Here is a 19,109-nt window from a genome sequence, read left to right on the forward strand (position 1 = left end):
TCGGAATTGCCATGAGCGCCAGCCCCCATGTGATCGACGTCGGCGTCGAAGGCTTCGAAACCACGGTCCTCGCGAAATCGCAGGAAACGCCTGTACTGGTCGACTTCTGGGCGACCTGGTGCGGCCCCTGCAAGACGCTGGGCCCGCTGCTCGAAAAGCTCGCCGACGAATTCAACGGCGGCTTCATCCTGGCCAAGGTCGATGTCGACAAGGAACAGCAGCTCGCCGGCTACTTCCAGATCCGGTCGGTGCCGACGGTGATGCTGGTCAAGGGCGGCCAGATCGTCGACGGCTTTCCGGGCGCGTTGCCGGAAGGCCAGGTGCGCCAGTTCCTGCAGCATCACGGCGTCCTGCCGCTCGAAGCAGCCGCCGTCGCCGACGAACCCGAATTCGTCGAATTGACGCTGTCGCCGGAAGAACAGGTGGAAGCCGCGCGTTCGCTGATGCTGTCGGCGCCCGACCGGCCCGAACTGCGCCTCGACCTGATCGCCGCCCTGCTGCAGGCCGGTCACGCCAAGGAGGCCGAAATCGAACTCGACGGCCTGCCCGCGAATCTCGCCACCGACGACCGTGCCAAGCGCGCACGCGCCCAACTCGATTTCGCAAAGGCATTGCAGGACGCACCCGGCGAAGCCGAACTCGTCGCCCAACTTGCCGCGAATCCCGCCAACCACCGTGCCCGCCATCAATTCGGCGTGCGCAAATTGCTCGCCGGCGATCACGAAGCCGCACTCGAGAGCTTCCTCGCAGTCATGCGCGCCGACCGCAAGTTCGACGACGACCTCGGCCGCAAATCCCTGATCGCCGCCTTCGCCCTCATCGACGACGCCGACCTCGTCAGCCGCACCCGCAAGCAGATGGCGGCGCTGATCTTTTGATCCGCCGGGCGTCGGCGGTTCCGTCTCAGATCAAGGCTTGCAGGAGCTGAATCGTCCAGTACACGGCGATGCCGAGCTGGACCACGAACAGGCTGAAGCGGACGCTGACCGCCGCTGCACTCAGCGAGGCCAGGTGCACGCTGGATTGCAGGACACGCGCGGCAAGCAGGATGAGCGCCAGCGGGTCGGTCCGATCGGTGTGCCCCGTGACCATCGCGACCGCGAGCAGTCCACCGAACACCGGCAGGCTCTCGACGCAATTGGCATGCGCCCGCGCCAGTCGCTGCATGAACGGCGACAGATTGGCATTGTCCGGGCGGAACGCGTTAGGCGGCGTCTTGCCGAGCACGACCAGGCGCGTGCGCAGCAATTCCATCAGCACCAGCAACGCCAATGTCCACCCGATGAATCCGGTCAACGCGACTGCACTGGCCTGTTGCATCGGTACCCCCCTGAATTTGAAGACCTCGGTCACAATTTGACACGCCTGTGTCAAACAGTATCATTGCGCCGATTCCCCGAGGTCGGAATATGCCCAACGTCGTCGAGATCGGCGCGCGTCGCGCCCCTGCAGGCACACCGCAACTCCCCTCCGAGATTGCGGCCAGCGCCGGCGCGCGCCTGACCCGGACTTTCCGCGAAACGCTGGCAAGTTGCGACGATATTCTGTTCGGACACGCCCAGCGCGCCATCAACGGCTTGCGCCAGGCGCAGTATTTCGACGATCAACGGCAGCTGCGCCTCAGCCGGGAATCGGCCACGCGCGCCTTTGCGAGCGTGTGCATGGCCGTGCTCGAGGGCCGCGCGACCGAGGACGGTCCGGTGACCACCGTTCGACTCGTCGACGATCCGTTGCAACTCGTGGCCGATGACGACCTGGAACTCGATCTCGCCTTGTTCCGCGTCGGCAAGCGCTGCGACGAGATGGCACCGCGTCTTCGCCATCAGGTCCAGCGTCGACTGGAGATCGTGTTCGGATTGTCCAGTGGCGCCACCACGCCGCTGTCCGGCGCGATGCTCGCGAAAATGTGTCGCGCCGGCCTGGCATCGATCGAGCTCGGGCTGGAATCCCGATTGATCGTGCTGAAGCAGCTGGAAAAGCGACTGGCCGCAGACATGGAACCGCTGCTGGAATCGGTCAATTCCTTGTTGCTCGAACATGGCGTCCTGCCGAATTTGCGCGCTTCGTCCGCGCTGCCGAGGACGATGCCGTCGTCCGTGTCGAGCGGTCATGCCGTCGCCGCCGCGCGACACGTCGTGGCCGCAGCGCCCGCACCGGCGCCGGACGTGCAGCAACTCGGCGAAGTGCTGACCCGGATGACGCAGTGGATGGCGCAGCAGACCGCCGTTGCCGAGGTCCCGACCCAGGCGGCCGCACCCGTGCCGATGGCAGCGCCGTCGGCTTCGGCATGGCCCGCCGCCGCCGCGATCGCCGCACCGGAAACGCAGGTCCAAGCCGAACTGGAGCGCGAACGTCGCCGCAACGAAATCGCCGAGCGTCGCGCCGCGGAAGTCGAGCGGGCGCAGGAGCTGCGTTTCACCGCGCAGCGTTCCGCCGATCAGGTCGTGACCATGGTTCTGTCGCAGGCCCATGTCCCCGACGGCATCGGCCAGGTCGTGCGTGGCCCATTGCGTCGCCATCTGGAAACCGTGCATGCCCGTCGTGGCGAAACTTCCACCGAATGGCGCAGCGCCTGCAAGCTGGTGCGCGACATCGCGTGGGCGCTGGACCCGGAAACCGCGAGCAACGAACAGGCCCACTGGTGCGCGATGGTGCCGGGCATCGTGTCGTCGTTGCGTGCGGCCCTGCTCGGTGTCGGCATGGCCGATCACGAGACCGATCGGGTCATCGCCGAATTCGGCGCCCGCTACGAACAATTGCTGGCCCCGACCGCCGCACCGGCGGTCGCCGAATCGCCGATTGCAGCCACGGCGGAACGCACGCTGCCGAGCTTCACCGACGCCTTGCGTCACGTCCGCCAACTCGTGCTGGGGCGATGGTTCGAACTGGTCGACGACCAGGGCCGCCCGCAGCGCGCGAAGCTGGTCTGGACCAGCGCGATGACCGAACGCTGCCTGTTCGTGAACGGTCACGGCAAGCTGGTCGCCGATCGTCCGCATGCACGGGTCGCGAACGATCTTCTGGCCGGCCAGTTCCGCGAAATCGACGACGCGGCACTGGCGACCGCCTGAGCCGGATCAGCGCAGGCCAGTCTCGTTGCGCGCGATGACGAGGCGCTGGATTTCCGACGTGCCTTCGTAGATCTCGGTGATCTTGGCGTCGCGGAAATAGCGCTCCAGCGGCATTTCCTTGGAATAGCCCATGCCGCCATGGATCTGCAGCGCCTGATGGGTGATGAACATCGCCGCTTCCGAGGCCGTCAGTTTCGCCACGGCCGCCTCGGTACTGAATCGTCCACCGTTCTTTTCGGTCTGTTCCTTCGCCCAGGCGGCACGCAAGGTCAGGATGGTCGCCGCATCGAGACGACACTTCATGTCGGCGATCTTGGCCTGAATCATCTGGAACGACCCGATCGGCTGGCCGAAGCTCTTGCGTTCACGCACATAGGCAACGGCGGCCTGATAGGCGGCGCGCGCCAGCCCGACCGCCTGCGAGGCGATGCCGATGCGACCGGCATCGAGCACGCCCATCGCGATCTTGAAACCCTCGCCCTCCGTGCCCAGCACCTCGTCGACTTCGGCGACGTAGTCGGTGAACTCGATCTCGCAGGTCGCGGACGCGCGGATGCCGAGCTTGGGTTCGGTCTTGCCACGATGGAAACCGGGCTTGTTCGTATCGATCATGAAGGCGGTGATGCCTTTCGCGCCCTTGCCGGGTTCGCTCATCGCGAACAGCACGATGTAGCGCGCCACCGGCCCCGAAGTGATCCAGCTCTTCTTGCCGTTGATCACGAAGCGGCCGTCGGCCTGCTTGACCGCACGGCACTTCATCGCGGTCGCGTCCGAACCCGACTGCGGCTCGGTCAGCGCGAAGGCACCGATCTCGCGCCCCTCGGCGATCGCACGCACGTACAACTGCTTCTGCGCTTCCGTGCCGAACTTCAGGATGCCGTTGCAGAACAGCGAATTGTTGACCGACACGATGGTCGAGTGGGCACAGTCGGCATGCGCGATCTCGATCATCGCCAGCACGTAGGACACCGGGTCCATGCCGGCACCGCCGTATTCGTGCGGCACTTCGATGCCCATCAAGCCGTTCTCGCCCAGCGTGCGGATGTTCGCGAGCGGGAATTCGCCGGTGACATCATGATGTTCGGCACTCGGCGCGATCTTTTCCTGAGCGATGCGACGGGCAACGTCCTGGATGGCCAGTTGTTCTTCAGTGAATGCAAAGTCCATGGTCGGTCTCGCTGTGAACGGAAAGGGTGGCGACGTCGCGCCGCGTGGCCCCGCAGTTTAGCGGAGCGGTGCCACCGGCTGCGATGCGTCGATCCAGCCACGCCGCTGCAATTCCTGCACCAACAACGTCGTCAGCATGGCTCGATCTTCGCCGCGCACGTGTGAATGATCGGGCAAGGGCAAAGCCCGCATCGCCGGCACGTCGTCGGCATGCAGGGCGTGGATGCCGTCCATCGCCGCGAACACGTTCCAGTAGGCGGCGCGGTCGAAGTACTCACGTTCCAGCGCCGCGACGCGGCCCGACACCGGCGGCTGGAAGAAGACCACGTCGCCGCCGCGGTGCTGGATCGCCTTGACCCAGGCCTGGATCTGGCGCGCGTCGGCCAGGTAATCGGCGACGGCGGGTCTCGGTTCGCGCATTTTCTGCTCGGCGCCCTCGTCGAAGGCACGCGCCGATGCGGCGGCGTCGAACTGTCCGAACAGGATCTCGCCGCCGCGACCGCTGTTGATGCGGGTCACCGGAATGTAGGGCGTGCCGCCCTCGAACCATCGCTGCAGGCCGGCTTTCCAGCCCAACGCCGGATTGGCCAGCACGCTCGCACGCTGCCAGGCATTCAGCAGCAGTCGGTGCACGCGCCAGTTCGGGGTCCAACGCAGGCGATGGTAGTCGACGTATTCCTGCTGCATCTCCCACCAGCGCCGCAGCATGCCGTGGGTATCGACATCACAGATCACCAGACCGCGGAAGTCTTCGTCGGCCGCGAGATCGCGCAACATCGCGATCGGATGGCGGCCATTGAGCGAAAGCATCACCGGCTTGGTCCGCGGCAACAGGCTGCGCCACTGCTTCGGATCAATGCCGTAGGCGCTACGGGACGCCCCGATGAACACCACGGGACGCGGATCGTCGCCGTACACGCGATCGCGCTGAATCGACCACAACTGCTTCGAGTCGATCAGTCCCGCCGGCATGCCATACGCGCGCCAATGCCGGTCCAGCGCGAGCAACGCCAGCACCGCGATCACGACCGCCGCCAGCCACACCCCGTGCAGCGCGCGCGGCTCAGAACTGGAAGTAGATGAAGGCATTGGAATCTCCCGGGCTCAGCACGACGAGCACGATCAACAGCGCCAGGGCCGGTGCCAGCAGCCAGGCGGGCGCGCCGGCGACCACCTCATCCAGGCTGCGATCGCGCGCCCACCACTGCACCAGCACCAGTACCGCAAACGCGACCAAGACGCACTTCGCGGCGAAATCGAGCGGCGTCCACGGCGCCGCAAAGGCCTGCAGGAATTGCGCCGTCGATGCGAAATCCGGCGAGCGGAACGGAATCCACAAGGCGACCACCGCGATCAAGGTCACGAGCGCCCACAACGGCCGCGACCAGCCCCGCACCTCGGGCACGACGCCGTCACGTTCGCGCAGGGCGCGCTCGACCGCCAGCAGTAGCCCGTGGCAACCGCCCCAGAGCACGAAGTTCCAGCCGGCCCCATGCCACAGGCCGCCGAGCAGCATGGTCAGCATCAGGTTGCGATAGGTACGCCAGGCGCCGCCACGATTGCCCCCGAGGGCGATGTAGAGATAGTCGCGCAGCCAGGTCGACAGGCTGATGTGCCAGCGCCGCCAGAAGTCGCTGAAACCGACGGCCGCATAAGGATTGCGGAAGTTCAGCGGCAACTCGAAGCCAAAGCAGCGTGCAGCACCGATGGCGCAGCAGGAATAACCTGCGAAGTCGCAGAAGATCTGACCGGCGAACGCCAGCGACGCGGTCAGCGCGGCGCTCGACGACAATCCCGACAACCCGTTCCAGGCGGCATCCGCAACCGGCGCGAACACGGTGTCGGCGAGCACGATCTTTTCGAACAGGCCCCAGAGCATCCACACCGCACCGTGCGCAAGGCCGGACCATGAGGGCGCACGCGGCGCCACCAGCTGCGGCGCGAAGGTGGTGAAGCGCACGATCGGGCCGGCCACGAGTTGCGGGAAGAACGCCACGAACAGGCAGAAGTCACGCAGCGAATGGATCGGCTCGACGCGACGACGATAGACATCGAAGGTGTAGGACACCGACTGGAAGGTGTAGAAGGAAATCCCGACCGGCAGCACCAGCCCCAGCGACCACGGATCAAGATGCACGCCGACGCTGGCCAGCAGCGCCGCCAGGTTCGCATGCAGGAAAGGTCCGTACTTGAACAGGGCCAGGGTGCCGATGTTGAGCACGATGCTGGCGGCAAGCCAGAAGCGTCGATGCGCCGGATCCTCGGCGGCATGGATACGCCGCGCGAGGAACCAGTCGAGCACGCTGGCGCCGGCCAGCAGCAAGGTGAAGGCCGGGCTCCAGGCGCCGTAGAACACGTAGCTCGCGACCAGCAGCAGGTTCTTGCGTGCGTTCCAGCCACGCGTCAGCGCCGCGCCGGCCAGCACGATCACGAAGAACAGCAGGAAGGTCAGGGAGTCGAACTGCATGGGGCCGCGGAGGTTAGTCGATGCCCCGATCGACTGCCAGCGCGCTCAGGCGTCGTCGCGCATCAAGCAAGGCCGCGTTCGTAGCAGACGAAACCCTCGAAGGCGGCCACGCGGTCGTAGAGCGCCCGCGCTCGCGTGTTGTCCTGATGGGTCAGCCAGTACAGGCGCTCGCAACCGCGCGCCTTGGCATCGGCCGCGACCTGGGCGATCAGTGCTGCGGCCACGCCACTGCCGCGATGTGCCGGCTGCACGTAAAGGTCCTGCAGGTAGCAGGTCTCGCCGAACGACCACGCCGTGCCGTGCGTGAAGTAGTGCGCGAGTCCGATCGGCACACCGTCGGCGTCACGCGCCAGCCAGCCGAACAACGGGCCATGACCCTGCACGAGCTGCGCAAAATTGCGTTCGAACAAGGCCTGTGGCCGCGTGCTTTCGTAGAAGGTCAGATAGTCGCGCCACAAGCCCGACCAGGCAGCCCGGTCCGCTTCCGCAACCTGCGAGATGGACAACGTCATCGGCGATTTCTCCATGGTCGATGACGGACCCTAACGTCTCGGTCGCCATCACGCACGGGCCAGCGCTTGCATCGTTCACGATGCGTCGATTGACCACTCCCGGCGCAGCCATTACCGTGGCGCATCTTTTCATCGCGATAAAACGATAAATATGGATCTGACGGACCTTTCCAGCCTGTTCCGGACCCTGTCCGACGCGACGCGCGTGCGCCTGCTGGTGCTGCTCGAAGCCGAGGAACTGACCGTCGCCGAACTGGCCGCGATCACCCAGCTGGCGCAGCCGCGCGTGTCCACGCATCTGGCCAAGCTCAAGGAACTCGACCTGGTGCGCGACCGCCGTGCCGGCGTCTCGGCCTATTACCGTTTCAACGCCGAACTCGACGACAAGCACGCGCAGCTGTGGCGCACCTTGCGCACCAGCATCGACGACGCCCTGCTCGAGGACGACGCACGTCGACTGCCGACCGTGCTGGCCAAGCGCGCTCAATCCGAAGGTTGGGCCGACGCGGTCGCCGGCGACATGGAGCGCCATTATTCGCCGGGCCGCACCTGGGAGGCGCTGGCGCGCGGCGCGATGCATCTGGTCGAGCTCGGCGACGTGCTCGACGTCGCGTCGGGCGACGGCGTGCTCGCGGAACTGCTGGCACCGCACGCGAAATCGATCCTCTGCGTCGACTCGAACGAACGCGTCATCCATGCCGCGCGCGACCGCCTGAAGCCGTTGAAGCACGTGCGCGTCGAACACGGCGACATGCACGCATTGAGCTTGCCCGATGCCAGATTCGATCTGGTCTTGCTCATGCATGCCCTGACCTATTCCGAGCATCCGGCTCAGGCCGTGCGCGAGGCCGTGCGCGTATTGCGCCCGGGTGGCCGGCTACTGGCGCTGACGCTGAACAAGCACGCACACAAGGCGGCCGCCGAGGAGTTCGATCACTGCAACCTCGGCTTCACCGTCGATGAATTGAAGAAGCTGGCGAAGAAGGCCGGCCTCGACGTCATCGACTGCGAGGTCAGTTCGCGCGAGAAGCGGGCCCCGAATTTCGAAGTGCTGACCCTGCTGGCGCGCAAGCCATGAATGCCTTGCCCTGGCTGAACCCGGCGCGCGTGGCGCTGCTCGAAACGGCGTTGCGCGAACGCATCCTGATCCTCGATGGCGCGATGGGCACGATGCTGCAGCGCGCCCAACTCGACGAAGCCGGATTCCGCGGCGAGCGCTTCGTGGTGGGCGCCGGCTGCGGACCGGGCTGTCCGCATCATGCTCCGCACGAACATGCCGAGAAGGACCTCAAGGGCAACAACGACCTGCTGTCGCTGACCCAGCCGCGGCTGATCCGCGATGTGCATCGCCAGTACCTCGATGCCGGCGCCGACCTGATCGAGACCAATACCTTCAACTCGACCTCGGTCTCGCAGGCCGACTACGCGCTCGAACGCATCGTCTACGAACTCAATCGCGAAGGTGCGCACCTGGCACGCATCGAATGCGATGCGGCCGAAGCGCGGACACCGCAGCAGCCACGTTTCGTCGTTGGCGTCCTCGGCCCGACCTCGCGCACCGCGTCGTTGTCCCCGGACGTGAACAATCCCGGCTTCCGCAACATCCATTTCGACGAACTGGTCGCGACCTACCGCGAGGCGGCCAACGGCCTGATCGACGGCGGCGCCGACACGATCATGGTCGAGACCATCTTCGACACGCTGAACGCCAAGGCCGCGCTGTTCGCACTCGACGAGGTGTTCGCCGAACGTGGTGAATGCCTGCCGGTGATGATCTCCGGCACCATCACCGACCGCTCCGGACGCACGCTCAGCGGCCAGACGGCCGAAGCCTTCTGGTATTCGGTGCGCCACGCGAAGCCGTTGTCGATCGGCTTCAACTGCGCGCTGGGCGCCAAGGACTTGCGGGTGCATCTCGACGTGCTGTCCGAGATCGCAGACACCTTCGTCAGCTGCCATCCAAACGCCGGCCTGCCGAATGCGTTTGGCGGCTACGACGAAACCCCGAAGACATGGCGGCGGTACTCGGCGAATTCGCCCGTGCCGGCCTGCTGAACATCGTCGGTGGTTGCTGCGGCACCACGCCCGAACACATCGCCGCGATTGCCGATGCCGTGCGTGGCGTCGCGCCCCGTGCAGCCGCGACACCGGCACCGCATACGCGTCTCTCCGGCCTCGAACCCTTCGTGATCACGCCGACCACGAACTTCGTCAATGTCGGTGAACGCACCAATGTCACCGGCTCGGCGCAGTTCCGCAAACTGATCAAGGACGACCGCTACGACGAAGCGGTCGTGGTCGCGCGCCAGCAGGTCGAGAGCGGCGCCCAGGTCATCGACATCAACATGGACGAAGGCTTGCTCGACGCCGTCGCGGCGATGCGCAAGTTCCTGTTCCTGATCGCGTCCGAGCCCGACATCGCGCGCGTGCCGGTGATGATCGACTCGTCGAAGTGGGAAGTCATCGAAGCCGGCCTGAAGTGCGTGCAGGGCAAGGCGATCGTCAACTCGATCTCGCTGAAGGAAGGCGAAGCGGCCTTTCTCGAGCATGCCCGCAAGGTGCAGCGTTACGGCGCCGCCGTCGTCGTCATGGCCTTCGACGAGACCGGCCAGGCCGACACGATGCAGCGCAAGGTCGAGATCCTGACCCGCGCCCACGACCTGCTCGTCAACGAGGTCGGCTTCGCGTCCGAAGACATCATCTTCGATCCAAACGTGTTCGCGATCGCCACCGGGATCGAAGAGCATAACGCCTACGGGATCGACTTCATCGAGGCGACGCGCGCCCTGAAGCGGCGCTTCCCACTCGCCCACGTTTCCGGTGGCGTATCGAACGTCAGCTTCTCGTTCCGCGGCAACAACCTCGTGCGCGAAGCCATCCACGCCGTGTTCCTGTACCACGCGATCCGCGCCGGCATGGACATGGGCATCGTCAACGCCGGCGCATTGCCGATCTACGACGATCTCGATCCCGACCTGCGTGAACGCGTCGAAGACGTGGTGATGAATCGACGCGGTGACGGCACCGAGCGCCTGATCGAAGTGGCCGAACGCTACAAGGGCAAGAAGGGCGACGCGGTCGACCACAGCGCCGCCCTCGCCTGGCGTGAACGCGCGGTCAGCGAGCGGCTGAAGCATGCACTGGTGCACGGCATCGATGCCTACGTCGAACTCGACACCGAAGAAGCGCGGCTCGCGTCGACACGTCCGCTCGATGTGATCGAAGGCCCGTTGATGGCCGGCATGAACGTGGTCGGTGATCTGTTCGGTGCCGGCAAGATGTTCCTTCCGCAAGTGGTGAAATCGGCGCGCGTGATGAAGCGCGCGGTCGCGCATCTGATTCCCTACATCGAGGAAGAAAAACTGCGCAGTGGCCAGGTGCATCGGTCGAACGGCAAGATCGTGCTCGCCACCGTCAAGGGCGATGTCCACGACATCGGCAAGAACATCGTCGGCGTCGTGCTCCGCTGCAACAACTTCGAAGTGATCGATCTCGGCGTGATGATCGCCGCACAGAGCATTCTCGATGCCGCCCGCGCCGAGCAGGCCGACATCATCGGCCTGTCCGGACTGATCACGCCCTCGCTCGACGAGATGGCGCACGTCGCGCGGGAGATGAAGCGGCAAGGCTTCACGCAACCGCTGCTGATCGGTGGCGCCACCACCTCGCGTGCGCACACGGCGCTGAAGATCGCGCCGCACCTGGCGACGCCGGTCGCGTGGGTCAAGGACGCCTCGCGCGCGGTCGGCGTCGCCCAATCGCTGATGAGCGCGGACCTGCGTGCCGACTTCGTCGCGAAAACCAATGCCGACTACGCCGATGTGCGCGCGCGCCATGCGAACCGGGGCGACGCAAAGCGACTGGTGTCGATCGACGCCGCGCGCCGGCAGGCCTTCCAGCCCGGCGCGCATGTGCCCGAAGCGCCCAGGCACCCCGGCCTCACCGTGTTCGAGAACTGGTCGCTCGCCGAACTCGTGCCCTTCATCGACTGGACGCCGTTCTTCTCCACCTGGGAACTCGCCGGCCGCTATCCCGCCATCCTCGATGATGCGATCGTCGGCAGCGAAGCGCGCAAGCTGTTCGACGATGCCCGCGCCATGCTCGACACCATCGTGCGCGAGCAATGGTTGCGGGCGAAGGCGGTGGTCGGGATCTGGCCGGCGCATCGCGTCGGCGATGATGTTCGTATTGATGTAGGAGGGCCACTCGTGGCCCGACCGGCACTCGACACAAGCACTGATCGGGCCACGAGTGGCCCTCCTACAGAAAGCCAAGGCGTTCTGCATTTCCTCCGCCAGCAAGTCGACAAACCGGTCGAACGTCCGGACTTCTGCCTCGCCGATTTCATCCACGACGCGAATGGCCCGCAGGACTGGATCGGCGGATTCGCGGTGACCGCCGGCATCGGCATCGAGGAACACGTCGCCCGCTTCGAAGCCGCACACGACGACTACAATGCGATCCTGCTCAAGGCACTCGCCGACCGTCTCGCGGAGGCGCTGGCCGAAGCCCTGCATCGCAAAGTACGGCGCGAAATCTGGGGTTATGCCGCGGACGAGTCGCTCGACAACGAGGCCTTGATCGCGGAAGGTTATCGCGGCATTCGCCCGGCGCCCGGCTATCCGGCCTGCCCGGACCACAGCGAGAAAGGCACGCTGTTCGCGCTGCTCGATGCCGAACGCAACGCCGGCGTGAAGCTCACCGAGAGCTTCGCGATGTACCCGACGGCGGCCGTCAGCGGTTATTACTTCGCGCATCCGCAGAGCCAGTATTTCGTCGTCGGTCGCGTCGGCAAGGAACAGGTCGAGGACTATGCCCGGCGCAAGGGCTGGTCGCTGGCGCAGGCCGAGCGCTGGCTCGCGCCGAACCTGGATTACGATCCGGAATAGCGCGGGTTCCGTCCGCGCATGCGGCGGCAGGTCCGTCGGTACAATCGTGACTTCAGGAATGATGGGCAACGACCGGGGACTGACATCCACATGCCGCTGATGCGCTATGCCCGACCTGCGTTGCCGATGCGTCTGTGCATCGCGGTGCGGCGCGCGCTGTGGTGTCTGTTGTGGATGCTGGGCGCGGTCCCCGCGGGCGCGGCACCGCTGCTGCTGGAGGATGCGACGCCGATTCACGACGCGTGGCCGTACGTGCAGGTGCTGTCCGACCCCGATCGCTCGATCGATGCCGACGAGGCGCTTCGACGCCTCGCGGACTTCAAGCCGCCCGCCTCGCCGCATGCCGGCATGGGCTTCCGCAACGATGCGCTTTGGTTTCATCTGCCGGTTGCGGTTCCGCCCGGTGCAAGTGGCCGCTGGGTCCTGGAAATCGACTACGCCTTGCTGAACCGCACCGACGTCTTCGTGGCCCGCGAAGGCCGCACCGAGCACGTCGCAACGATGGGCAGCTTGTTGCCGTTCCGCGATCGTCCGCTGGGTTCGCGCACGCCGGCGGTAATGCTAGACCTTCAGCCGGGCCAGAACACCGACATCCTGTTTCGCGTCGATACCCGCAGCTCGGTGATCGTGCCGGTGAAATTCCTGAGTCCGGCGGCGTTTCACTCGCATGCCAATCACGAGTTCCTGCTGCAGGGGGTGCTGATCGCGATCGGCTTTTGCCTGCTGGTCTTCAGTGTGCAGCAGTGGATCAACCTGAAGGACGCGGTATACGGAAAATATGCGGCCGTGATCGTCTGCCACCTGTTGTTCAACATGCACTTGTTCGGCCTGGGTGCGATCTACCTGTGGACCGACCGGCCCTGGATCGAAGTGCACATGGCCGGCCTTTCGTTGCTGCTGGTCTCGGCGACGCTGGCCTTGTTCGTGGAGGCCGTGCTGGCGGACGACTTGCATCCGCGTGCACGCTTGGCGCTGAAAGTGCTTGCGGCCGCACTCGCGATTTTCGCGCTGCTGTTCGCGCTGGACTGGATGAACAACCGATGGCTGGGCGTAGTCTCCGCCGTGTTCGGGCTGATGCCGGCGCTGATCGGCCTGCGCGGCGCCATCGCCCGGGTGCGTCGCGGCGACAGCGTCGGCACCTATTTCATCGTGGCCTGGACCGGCTATTTCCTGACCGGTGTGATCCTGTCGCTGACCATCAACGGTCACATCGGCGTGAATTTCTGGACCTTGCATGCGCTGCAGTTTGGCGCGACCTTCGACATGCTGCTGTTCATGCGCATCGTCATCCTGCGCACCGCCGCCGAGCATCGTGTGGCGCAACAGGCCCGACTCGAGCGCGACATGATGAAGTCGCTCGCCAACACCGACTCGCTGACGGCGCTGAAGAACCGGCGCGGCTTGAACGAGGCGCTCGTGACCCTGGTGCCGCGTGCGACCACGGAGCGGTTGCTGGCGATCTACATGCTCGACCTCGACGGCTTCAAGCCGGTCAATGACCTCTACGGGCATGACGTCGGTGACGAACTGCTGGTCGCCATCGCCGGCCGCCTGACCGCCACGGTGCAATCCCGCGACATCGTCGCGCGCGTGGGCGGCGACGAATTCGTGATCGTCGCCACCGAACTGGCCAGCGTGGCGACGGCGGCCGATCTCGGTCAGCGCTTGCTGGCCGCGTTCCAGGCGCCCTTCCGGCAAGGTGAACTGGATTGCCGGGTCGGTGTGACGATCGGCTATGTGCTGGTGCCGCAGGACGGCACCCAGATCGCCGACCTGCTCAAGGCCGCCGATGCGGCGATGTATGCGGGCAAGCAGCGCGGCAAGGGCGTCGCAGTGCGCGGTGCGCTCTAGGTCCGGACATCCGGACCTCGATCACTCGAAACCGTCGCTGAAGATCGCGTACAGCACACTTTCCTCGATGCCGACGAACACGTCCTGGCTGCTGTTGCCATCGCCAGGATCGAGATTGGACGCCGCCGAGTCGAACACGACGACATCGCCGCTGTCGCTCAAGTCGATCACGGTGCCGGAAGCGCCATTGCCATCGGCATTGCCCGGCGTGCTGCTGAGTCGGAAGAACGCGCCGTCGCTGCCGCGTCGGAACCAGACTTGCTGGCTGACACCGACCAGGCTGCTCGCGCAGTTCATCGCGATGTCGGCATCGTCGCTGACGCGCGGTTCGGCGCACGCGGCCGTGGTCGGCGGCGCCGGAATGCTGGTCGTGGTGTTGCTCTGGCGGTCACGCAGGAAGATGCGGCTGGGACCGATGCCGGCACCGGTCTGGAACGAGCGGAACGCCACGTAGCGCGCGTTCGGCGAGATCGAGGGCTGGTCGGCGGCGGCATTGAAGGGCGTGCCGTTGCTGAAGCGACTCAGCAGCGTCGTCGTGCCCGCCGTGCGATCGCGCAGGTACACGTCTTCGATGGTGCCGGAGTTGGCACCATCCAGCGTCGCATCGGCGGCGAACACGACGTAACGACCGTCACCGGACACGGCATGGTTCGACAAGGCGCGACTCCAGCCGGCGATCTGCACTTCGTTCGAATCGACGCTGATGCGTTCGGTCGGGCCGAGTTGGCCGCCATCGACATTGACGATGAAGGTGTCCGGTGCGCTGTTGCTGTCATTCGCGATCAGGTTCGATGCGTCCGACCAGAACGCGACGAAGCGGCCGTCTCCCGAAGTCGATGCATACCGCGACGCGCCATTCGGCGCCACGCCGCCGAGGCCACGACTCACCAGCAAGGTATCGAACCCGACTTCGTTTTGCGGCAGCGCGATCTGGAAGCTCGCATAGATGTCGCTGAAGTTGCCCTGCGTGCCACCGAGATTGGTCGCCAGCGTCTCGAATGCGACCACGGTGCCGCTGTTCGATGCCGACGGCGCAAAGCAGTTGCCATTGCCGAGCCCGGACAGCGCCAGCACCAGCGACAGCTCCGGTGGCGTCGCTGCCGACGTGTCGGCGCGATAGAGATTCAACGCACCGTTGGCCATCGGCCCGAGATTGTTCGACGTCGACACGAAGAAGATGAAACGCCCGTCCCCCGACACCGCCGGATCACGCGTCCCCGCCACCGGCTCGGCACTCGTCACCGGATTCAGGATTCGCCCGGCCAGCACCGGATCGGCAACCAACGGCCCCGCGCCCAGCAGCGCACCCAACCCGACCAGCACCGCGCTCTTTGCACGCCACATCGCCCTTCTCCTCCTGATGTGGTCACGCTATACGCAATTCCGATCGAGCGATTGTCATGGGTCATGAAACCCGATCATCGCTCCGCAGCGAGCAATGCGGCTTGATCCGGCGCCGTCGCGCGCAGGGCCCGCAATCCTTCGTCGGCGCGCTTGCGCCAACCGGGCCCGCGTTCGCGCGCGTCCTGCCAAGCCGCCATCAGCGGATCTAGGTCGGTGTTCGCGAAATACTCGATCAGCGACGCCGCCTGCGCGACATCCTTGCCGATCTTGGCGCGATAAGCGCCGCTGCGTTCGGCGATCACCAGCAGCTTGTGCACCGCATAACGTGCCGGCGCCGGAAGACTGACGACGACGCAGCGACCGGTCGGGTCGAACAGCGTCGCCTGTTCGATACCTTCGAGCGAGAACTCCATGAAGCGCAACGGCTGCAGCGCGACGTCGAGGTGCTCGATATGGATCGGGTCATCACTACGCCCGGTCTTCGGCGTCAGGAAGTCGATCTGGAACTCGGGCTCGTCCTTCTTGCGATAACTGGCACCGGCTTGGCCACGATACTGAACGAGCGGCAGAAACCCCTCCCCCATCGTCGTCAGCGCGGCGTGTGGTGTCGAATCGACCGTGGCCGGCAAGGCAATCGAGACGTTTCGCCCCGCATGCGCGAAGTCGACATCGGCCGTTTGGTCGGAGCCGACCCATTGCAGTCCCAACTGGTTCGCATACGCCAGAAATGCATGCGTGCCGATCAGCACGCCGCCGGCGCGGAAGAAGCCGAACTCGTTGAGCCGCAGGATCACCGACAAGTGTTTGCGCTGAACCGTGGCATTGCCGAGCGAGCTCGCACTCTTCGCCAGCGGCTTCAGGTTGTCGACTGGCGCCGCGGCCCGCGCGCGCTCCACCAGCGCGCGTACGTCGGACGAATCCGGTCCCACGTAGATCTGGCGAACACGCTGGTCGGGCTCGCGAAACGCGAAATACCACTGCGTCGTGCCACGCACCTTTTTGGTCGCGAAACTGCCCTGCAGATGCGACACGTCCCGAGCCAACTCCAACGCCATCGCCGCCGCATGCACCTGCGCATACGCCGTCGACGCCGACACCGGAAGCTCGCGGTAGAACTTGGGCATAGCGCGTTATACAACAAATTTATTTTTGTTGTATAGCAAGGAAATTCATGCAGGCCAATAGAGCCGCTTCAACGGAATCAATCGACGACTGTCGGAATCCATGCGCTCGTAGTAGTCGAGCACCGTCTTCACCAGATCGTCTAGATCCATCAGCATCAACGGAATTGTCGCTCGATCAGCCTCATAGCGGGCCTCTTTGGTAAAACCGCCGCTGCTGACATACAAACCTTTGTCCTCCCGATGCCGACCACCCAGAAAGCTGCGAATCTCCTGCGCACCCATTAAACTGTTTGGCCGATGCTTGACTTCCACCACGATACGCGGGCTCTCGAAACCGAAACCGTCCGGCGACGCCACGATGTCCTTTCCACGGTCAGCACCAGGAGGAGAAACACGAGTTTTGTAACCCATGGCTCTCAAGAGCCCAGCAACCAACTCCTGCATCTCGTCCCACGACAAGCGGATCAGTCGATCCTTGATGAACTCAGCGCTCTTGTTCTGAATGTCGCGATAAATGTCCTCAACTTGCTGAACATCTTCGGTGTCGTCGGCTCGAAGACTGGATGTCTGCAAACCGGACCCACTGGTCGCCACGCGTTCAATTTCGCTCGCGACATCCGGCGATAACAGAAACAACGTGGCAATAGCGCCCAAGCTGTTACGCGCTGAAACGGAGAGCGCATCCCGATAGACCTGACCGCGCCAGTCAACGTCGCGGACATTTGGGCCATTCGGCTGTTTCGAATCATGCCGATAGTCGCTCCGAATCGTTCCAATGAGGTACTTTCGTTCGGCCGGATCATAAGTAACCACGCCGTCACCGATCTTCATCTCACGAACGAATCGGAAAACCATACCCGCAGAAGTTGAGGTCTGTGCCTTGGTGTTGTCCAGGTACACACGACCGATCTGGCGCACAAAATCGTCGCGCGACTTCAACGCCGACATGTCCCCCATTTCCTGCCACCCGATCGAAACCATCGATCGTGATTTGAACTCATCGATACGCCAGCCACCCTCTCCAGCTCGAACCATCCACATATTTGCCTTCATGACGCGGATCCCTGCTCTGCAGACCGGGCAAGGCTAGCGTACGTAATCGCAGCGTTCACTCCCCCGTCTGCAACCGCCACAGCGCGGCGTAGGTGCCGTTTTTCGCGACGAGGTCGTCGTGGGCGCCGGATTCGAGCAGGCGGCCGTGTTCGATGACGTGGATGCGGTCGGCGTGGCGCACGGTCGAGAGGCGGTGGGCGACAACAATCGTGGTGCGGCCCTTGGAGACGTGGGCGAGTGAGCGCTGGATCGCGGCTTCGGTTTCGTTGTCGACGGCGGAAGTGGCTTCGTCGAGGATCAGGATGGCGGGATCGCGATAGAGCGCGCGGGCGAGTGCGATGCGTTGGCGTTGGCCACCCGACAGATTCGCGCCGCGTTCGCCGACGGCGCTGTCGTAGCCGTTCGGCAAGGCGGCGATGAAGTCGTGCGCCTCGGCGGCGCGGGCGGCGGCTTCGATGCGGGCGCGGTCCGGCTGGCGTTCGCCGTAGGCGATGTTGTCGGCCACACTGCCGTCGGTCAGGAACGGATCCTGTGCGACATAACCGATGCGTTGCCGCAATGCGACCGGATCGATCGCGGCGATGTCCTCGCCGTCGAGCAGGATGCGCCCGCGGGCCGGATCGTGGAAACGCAGCAGCAGCTTCAGCAGCGTGCTCTTGCCACTGCCGGTGCCGCCGACCAGCGCGACCGTCTGCGCCGCCGGCACCTCGAGCGTGATGCCGGACAAGGTCGGCGCGTCGGCATACGCGAAGCCGATGTCGTCGAAACGCAATGCGCCGCGCGGACGCTGTTCGATGCGGCGCGCGCCGCGTTCCGGCACCCGCGTCTCCAGCAAGTCCATCACCCGATTCACCGAGGCCATCGCGCGCTGGTACAGGTCGGTCATGTCGGCGAGCCGCGTCATCGGCCACAGCAGTCGCTGCGTCAGGTAGACCAGCGCCGAATAACTGCCGACGCCGATCGCCCCGGTCAACGCCAGGTGACCGCCATACAGCAAGGTCGCGACGAAGCCGGCGAGGATGGCCATGCGGATCACCGGCGTGATCGCGGCACTGAAACGGATCGCTTCGGCATTGCGCGCGCGGAACTGGTCGGACGCGGCGCGCACATGTTCGCGTTCGAAATCCTCGGCGGTGTAGGCCTGGATCGTGGCCATGCCGGCGAGGTTGTTGTTGAGCCGGTTCGACACGATGGCCGCTGCATCGCGTGCCGCGACATAACGCGGATACAGCCGCCGCTGGAACCAGAACGCACCGAACAGGATCAGCGGGATCGGCAGCAAGGCCAGCACCGCGAGATCGCTGGTGATCACGAAAAACACCGCGCCGACCATCAGGCTGGAACAGAACACCTGGATCAGATCGTTCGCGCCGGTGTTGAGGAAGCGCTCGATCTGGTTCACGTCCTCGTTCATCAGCGCCATCAGCTTGCCGCTGCGTTCGCGCGCGATGAAATCCGGCGGCAGCCTCTGCACATGCGCATAGGCCGCCTGGCGCAGCTCGTGCTGCAGGTCCTGAGCGAGACCGCGCCATTTCAGCGCCAACCATTACGTGCGGCGCTGTGATACGCCGCCATTACTAGGGTAATGTGGTGACACCGGCTCTTTGCCCCCCTGTCATAGACAAAGCTCT

At 65.0% G+C, this 19,109-nt stretch carries 13 protein-coding genes and 1 pseudogene; 5 read left to right on the forward strand and 9 right to left on the reverse strand.

Annotated elements, in window-relative coordinates:
- Positions 1-11: 11 nt before the first annotated feature.
- Entirely contained in the window at positions 12-878 is an 867-nt protein-coding gene (gene trxA, locus IPP28_13440) for a thioredoxin (protein MBL0042015.1), read from the forward strand.
- Positions 879-903: 25 nt separating this feature from the next.
- On the opposite strand, the gene IPP28_13445 is transcribed toward trxA, so the two are convergent.
- On the reverse strand, positions 904-1,320 hold the full coding sequence (locus tag IPP28_13445) for an MAPEG family protein (GenBank protein MBL0042016.1): 417 nt from the start codon (positions 1,318-1,320) through the stop codon (positions 904-906).
- Between the two features lie 89 nt (positions 1,321-1,409).
- On the opposite strand from IPP28_13445, the gene IPP28_13450 reads away from it, so the two are divergent.
- On the forward strand, positions 1,410-3,071 hold the full coding sequence (locus tag IPP28_13450) for a DUF1631 family protein (protein ID MBL0042017.1): 1,662 nt from the start codon (positions 1,410-1,412) through the stop codon (positions 3,069-3,071).
- 6 nt (positions 3,072-3,077) lie between these two features.
- Here the strand turns inward: IPP28_13450 and IPP28_13455 are convergent, their stop codons facing one another.
- The 4 genes from IPP28_13455 to IPP28_13470 all read right to left on the reverse strand — a co-directional run bounded on the left by IPP28_13455 (position 3,078) and on the right by IPP28_13470 (position 7,217).
- Positions 3,078-4,238: an acyl-CoA dehydrogenase family protein gene (locus IPP28_13455; protein MBL0042018.1), complete on the reverse strand. Its 1,161-nt coding sequence runs from the start codon at positions 4,236-4,238 to the stop codon at positions 3,078-3,080.
- A gap of 57 nt (positions 4,239-4,295) precedes the next feature.
- Positions 4,296-5,327 carry a hypothetical protein gene (locus tag IPP28_13460; protein MBL0042019.1) on the reverse strand — a complete coding sequence of 344 codons (1,032 nt, stop codon included), beginning with the start codon at positions 5,325-5,327 and terminating at the stop codon, positions 4,296-4,298.
- Complete coding sequence (locus tag IPP28_13465) at positions 5,302-6,705, reverse strand: MBOAT family protein (GenBank protein ID MBL0042020.1); 1,404 nt, start codon at positions 6,703-6,705, stop codon at positions 5,302-5,304. The genes IPP28_13460 and IPP28_13465 overlap by 26 nt, the downstream gene beginning before the upstream one ends.
- Before the next feature lie 62 nt (positions 6,706-6,767).
- Positions 6,768-7,217 (reverse strand): GNAT family N-acetyltransferase, encoded by a 450-nt coding sequence (locus IPP28_13470; GenBank protein MBL0042021.1) that lies wholly within the window; start codon positions 7,215-7,217, stop codon positions 6,768-6,770.
- Between the two features lie 151 nt (positions 7,218-7,368).
- On the opposite strand from IPP28_13470, the gene IPP28_13475 reads away from it, so the two are divergent.
- From IPP28_13475 to IPP28_13485, 3 genes and pseudogenes are all read left to right on the forward strand, one after another.
- Entirely contained in the window at positions 7,369-8,295 is a 927-nt protein-coding gene (locus tag IPP28_13475; protein MBL0042022.1) for a metalloregulator ArsR/SmtB family transcription factor, read from the forward strand.
- Positions 8,292-12,106 (forward strand): annotated as a pseudogene (metH, locus tag IPP28_13480) (methionine synthase). The gene IPP28_13475 and the pseudogene metH overlap by 4 nt, the downstream one beginning before the upstream one ends.
- Positions 12,107-12,196: 90 nt before the next feature.
- Positions 12,197-13,957, forward strand: a complete 1,761-nt coding sequence (locus IPP28_13485; GenBank protein ID MBL0042023.1) for a GGDEF domain-containing protein — start codon at positions 12,197-12,199, stop codon at positions 13,955-13,957.
- Positions 13,958-13,978: 21 nt separating this feature from the next.
- Here the strand turns inward: IPP28_13485 and IPP28_13490 are convergent, their stop codons facing one another.
- The 4 genes from IPP28_13490 to IPP28_13505 all read right to left on the reverse strand — a co-directional run bounded on the left by IPP28_13490 (position 13,979) and on the right by IPP28_13505 (position 19,021).
- Positions 13,979-15,301, reverse strand: coding sequence for a PD40 domain-containing protein (locus tag IPP28_13490; GenBank protein MBL0042024.1), 1,323 nt, complete (start codon positions 15,299-15,301; stop codon positions 13,979-13,981).
- Between the two features lie 74 nt (positions 15,302-15,375).
- Entirely contained in the window at positions 15,376-16,425 is a 1,050-nt protein-coding gene (locus IPP28_13495) for a nucleotidyltransferase domain-containing protein (GenBank protein MBL0042025.1), read from the reverse strand.
- Positions 16,426-16,470: 45 nt separating this feature from the next.
- Complete coding sequence (locus IPP28_13500; GenBank protein MBL0042026.1) at positions 16,471-17,466, reverse strand: restriction endonuclease; 996 nt, start codon at positions 17,464-17,466, stop codon at positions 16,471-16,473.
- A gap of 67 nt (positions 17,467-17,533) precedes the next feature.
- Complete coding sequence (locus IPP28_13505; protein MBL0042027.1) at positions 17,534-19,021, reverse strand: ABC transporter ATP-binding protein; 1,488 nt, start codon at positions 19,019-19,021, stop codon at positions 17,534-17,536.
- Between the last annotated feature and the right edge of the window lie 88 nt (positions 19,022-19,109).

Source organism: Lysobacterales bacterium, assembly GCA_016721845.1.
Taxonomy (GTDB): Bacteria; Pseudomonadota; Gammaproteobacteria; order Xanthomonadales; family Ahniellaceae; genus JADKHK01.

What these genes read in the sequence shown, in the direction of transcription:
- IPP28_13445 (MBL0042016.1), bottom strand. Translation starts at nt 1,320, where the DNA reads ATGCAACAGGCCAGTGCAGTCGCGTTGACCGGATTCATCGGGTGGACA.
- IPP28_13495 (MBL0042025.1), bottom strand. Translation starts at nt 16,425, where the DNA reads ATGCCCAAGTTCTACCGCGAGCTTCCGGTGTCGGCGTCGACGGCGTAT.
- IPP28_13465 (MBL0042020.1), bottom strand. Translation starts at nt 6,705, where the DNA reads ATGCAGTTCGACTCCCTGACCTTCCTGCTGTTCTTCGTGATCGTGCTG.
- trxA (MBL0042015.1), top strand. Translation starts at nt 12, where the DNA reads ATGAGCGCCAGCCCCCATGTGATCGACGTCGGCGTCGAAGGCTTCGAA.
- IPP28_13470 (MBL0042021.1), bottom strand. Translation starts at nt 7,217, where the DNA reads ATGACGTTGTCCATCTCGCAGGTTGCGGAAGCGGACCGGGCTGCCTGG.
- IPP28_13455 (MBL0042018.1), bottom strand. Translation starts at nt 4,238, where the DNA reads ATGGACTTTGCATTCACTGAAGAACAACTGGCCATCCAGGACGTTGCC.
- IPP28_13450 (MBL0042017.1), top strand. Translation starts at nt 1,410, where the DNA reads ATGCCCAACGTCGTCGAGATCGGCGCGCGTCGCGCCCCTGCAGGCACA.
- IPP28_13485 (MBL0042023.1), top strand. Translation starts at nt 12,197, where the DNA reads ATGCCGCTGATGCGCTATGCCCGACCTGCGTTGCCGATGCGTCTGTGC.
- IPP28_13475 (MBL0042022.1), top strand. Translation starts at nt 7,369, where the DNA reads ATGGATCTGACGGACCTTTCCAGCCTGTTCCGGACCCTGTCCGACGCG.
- IPP28_13490 (MBL0042024.1), bottom strand. Translation starts at nt 15,301, where the DNA reads ATGTGGCGTGCAAAGAGCGCGGTGCTGGTCGGGTTGGGTGCGCTGCTG.
- IPP28_13460 (MBL0042019.1), bottom strand. Translation starts at nt 5,327, where the DNA reads ATGCCTTCATCTACTTCCAGTTCTGAGCCGCGCGCGCTGCACGGGGTG.
- IPP28_13500 (MBL0042026.1), bottom strand. Translation starts at nt 17,466, where the DNA reads ATGTGGATGGTTCGAGCTGGAGAGGGTGGCTGGCGTATCGATGAGTTC.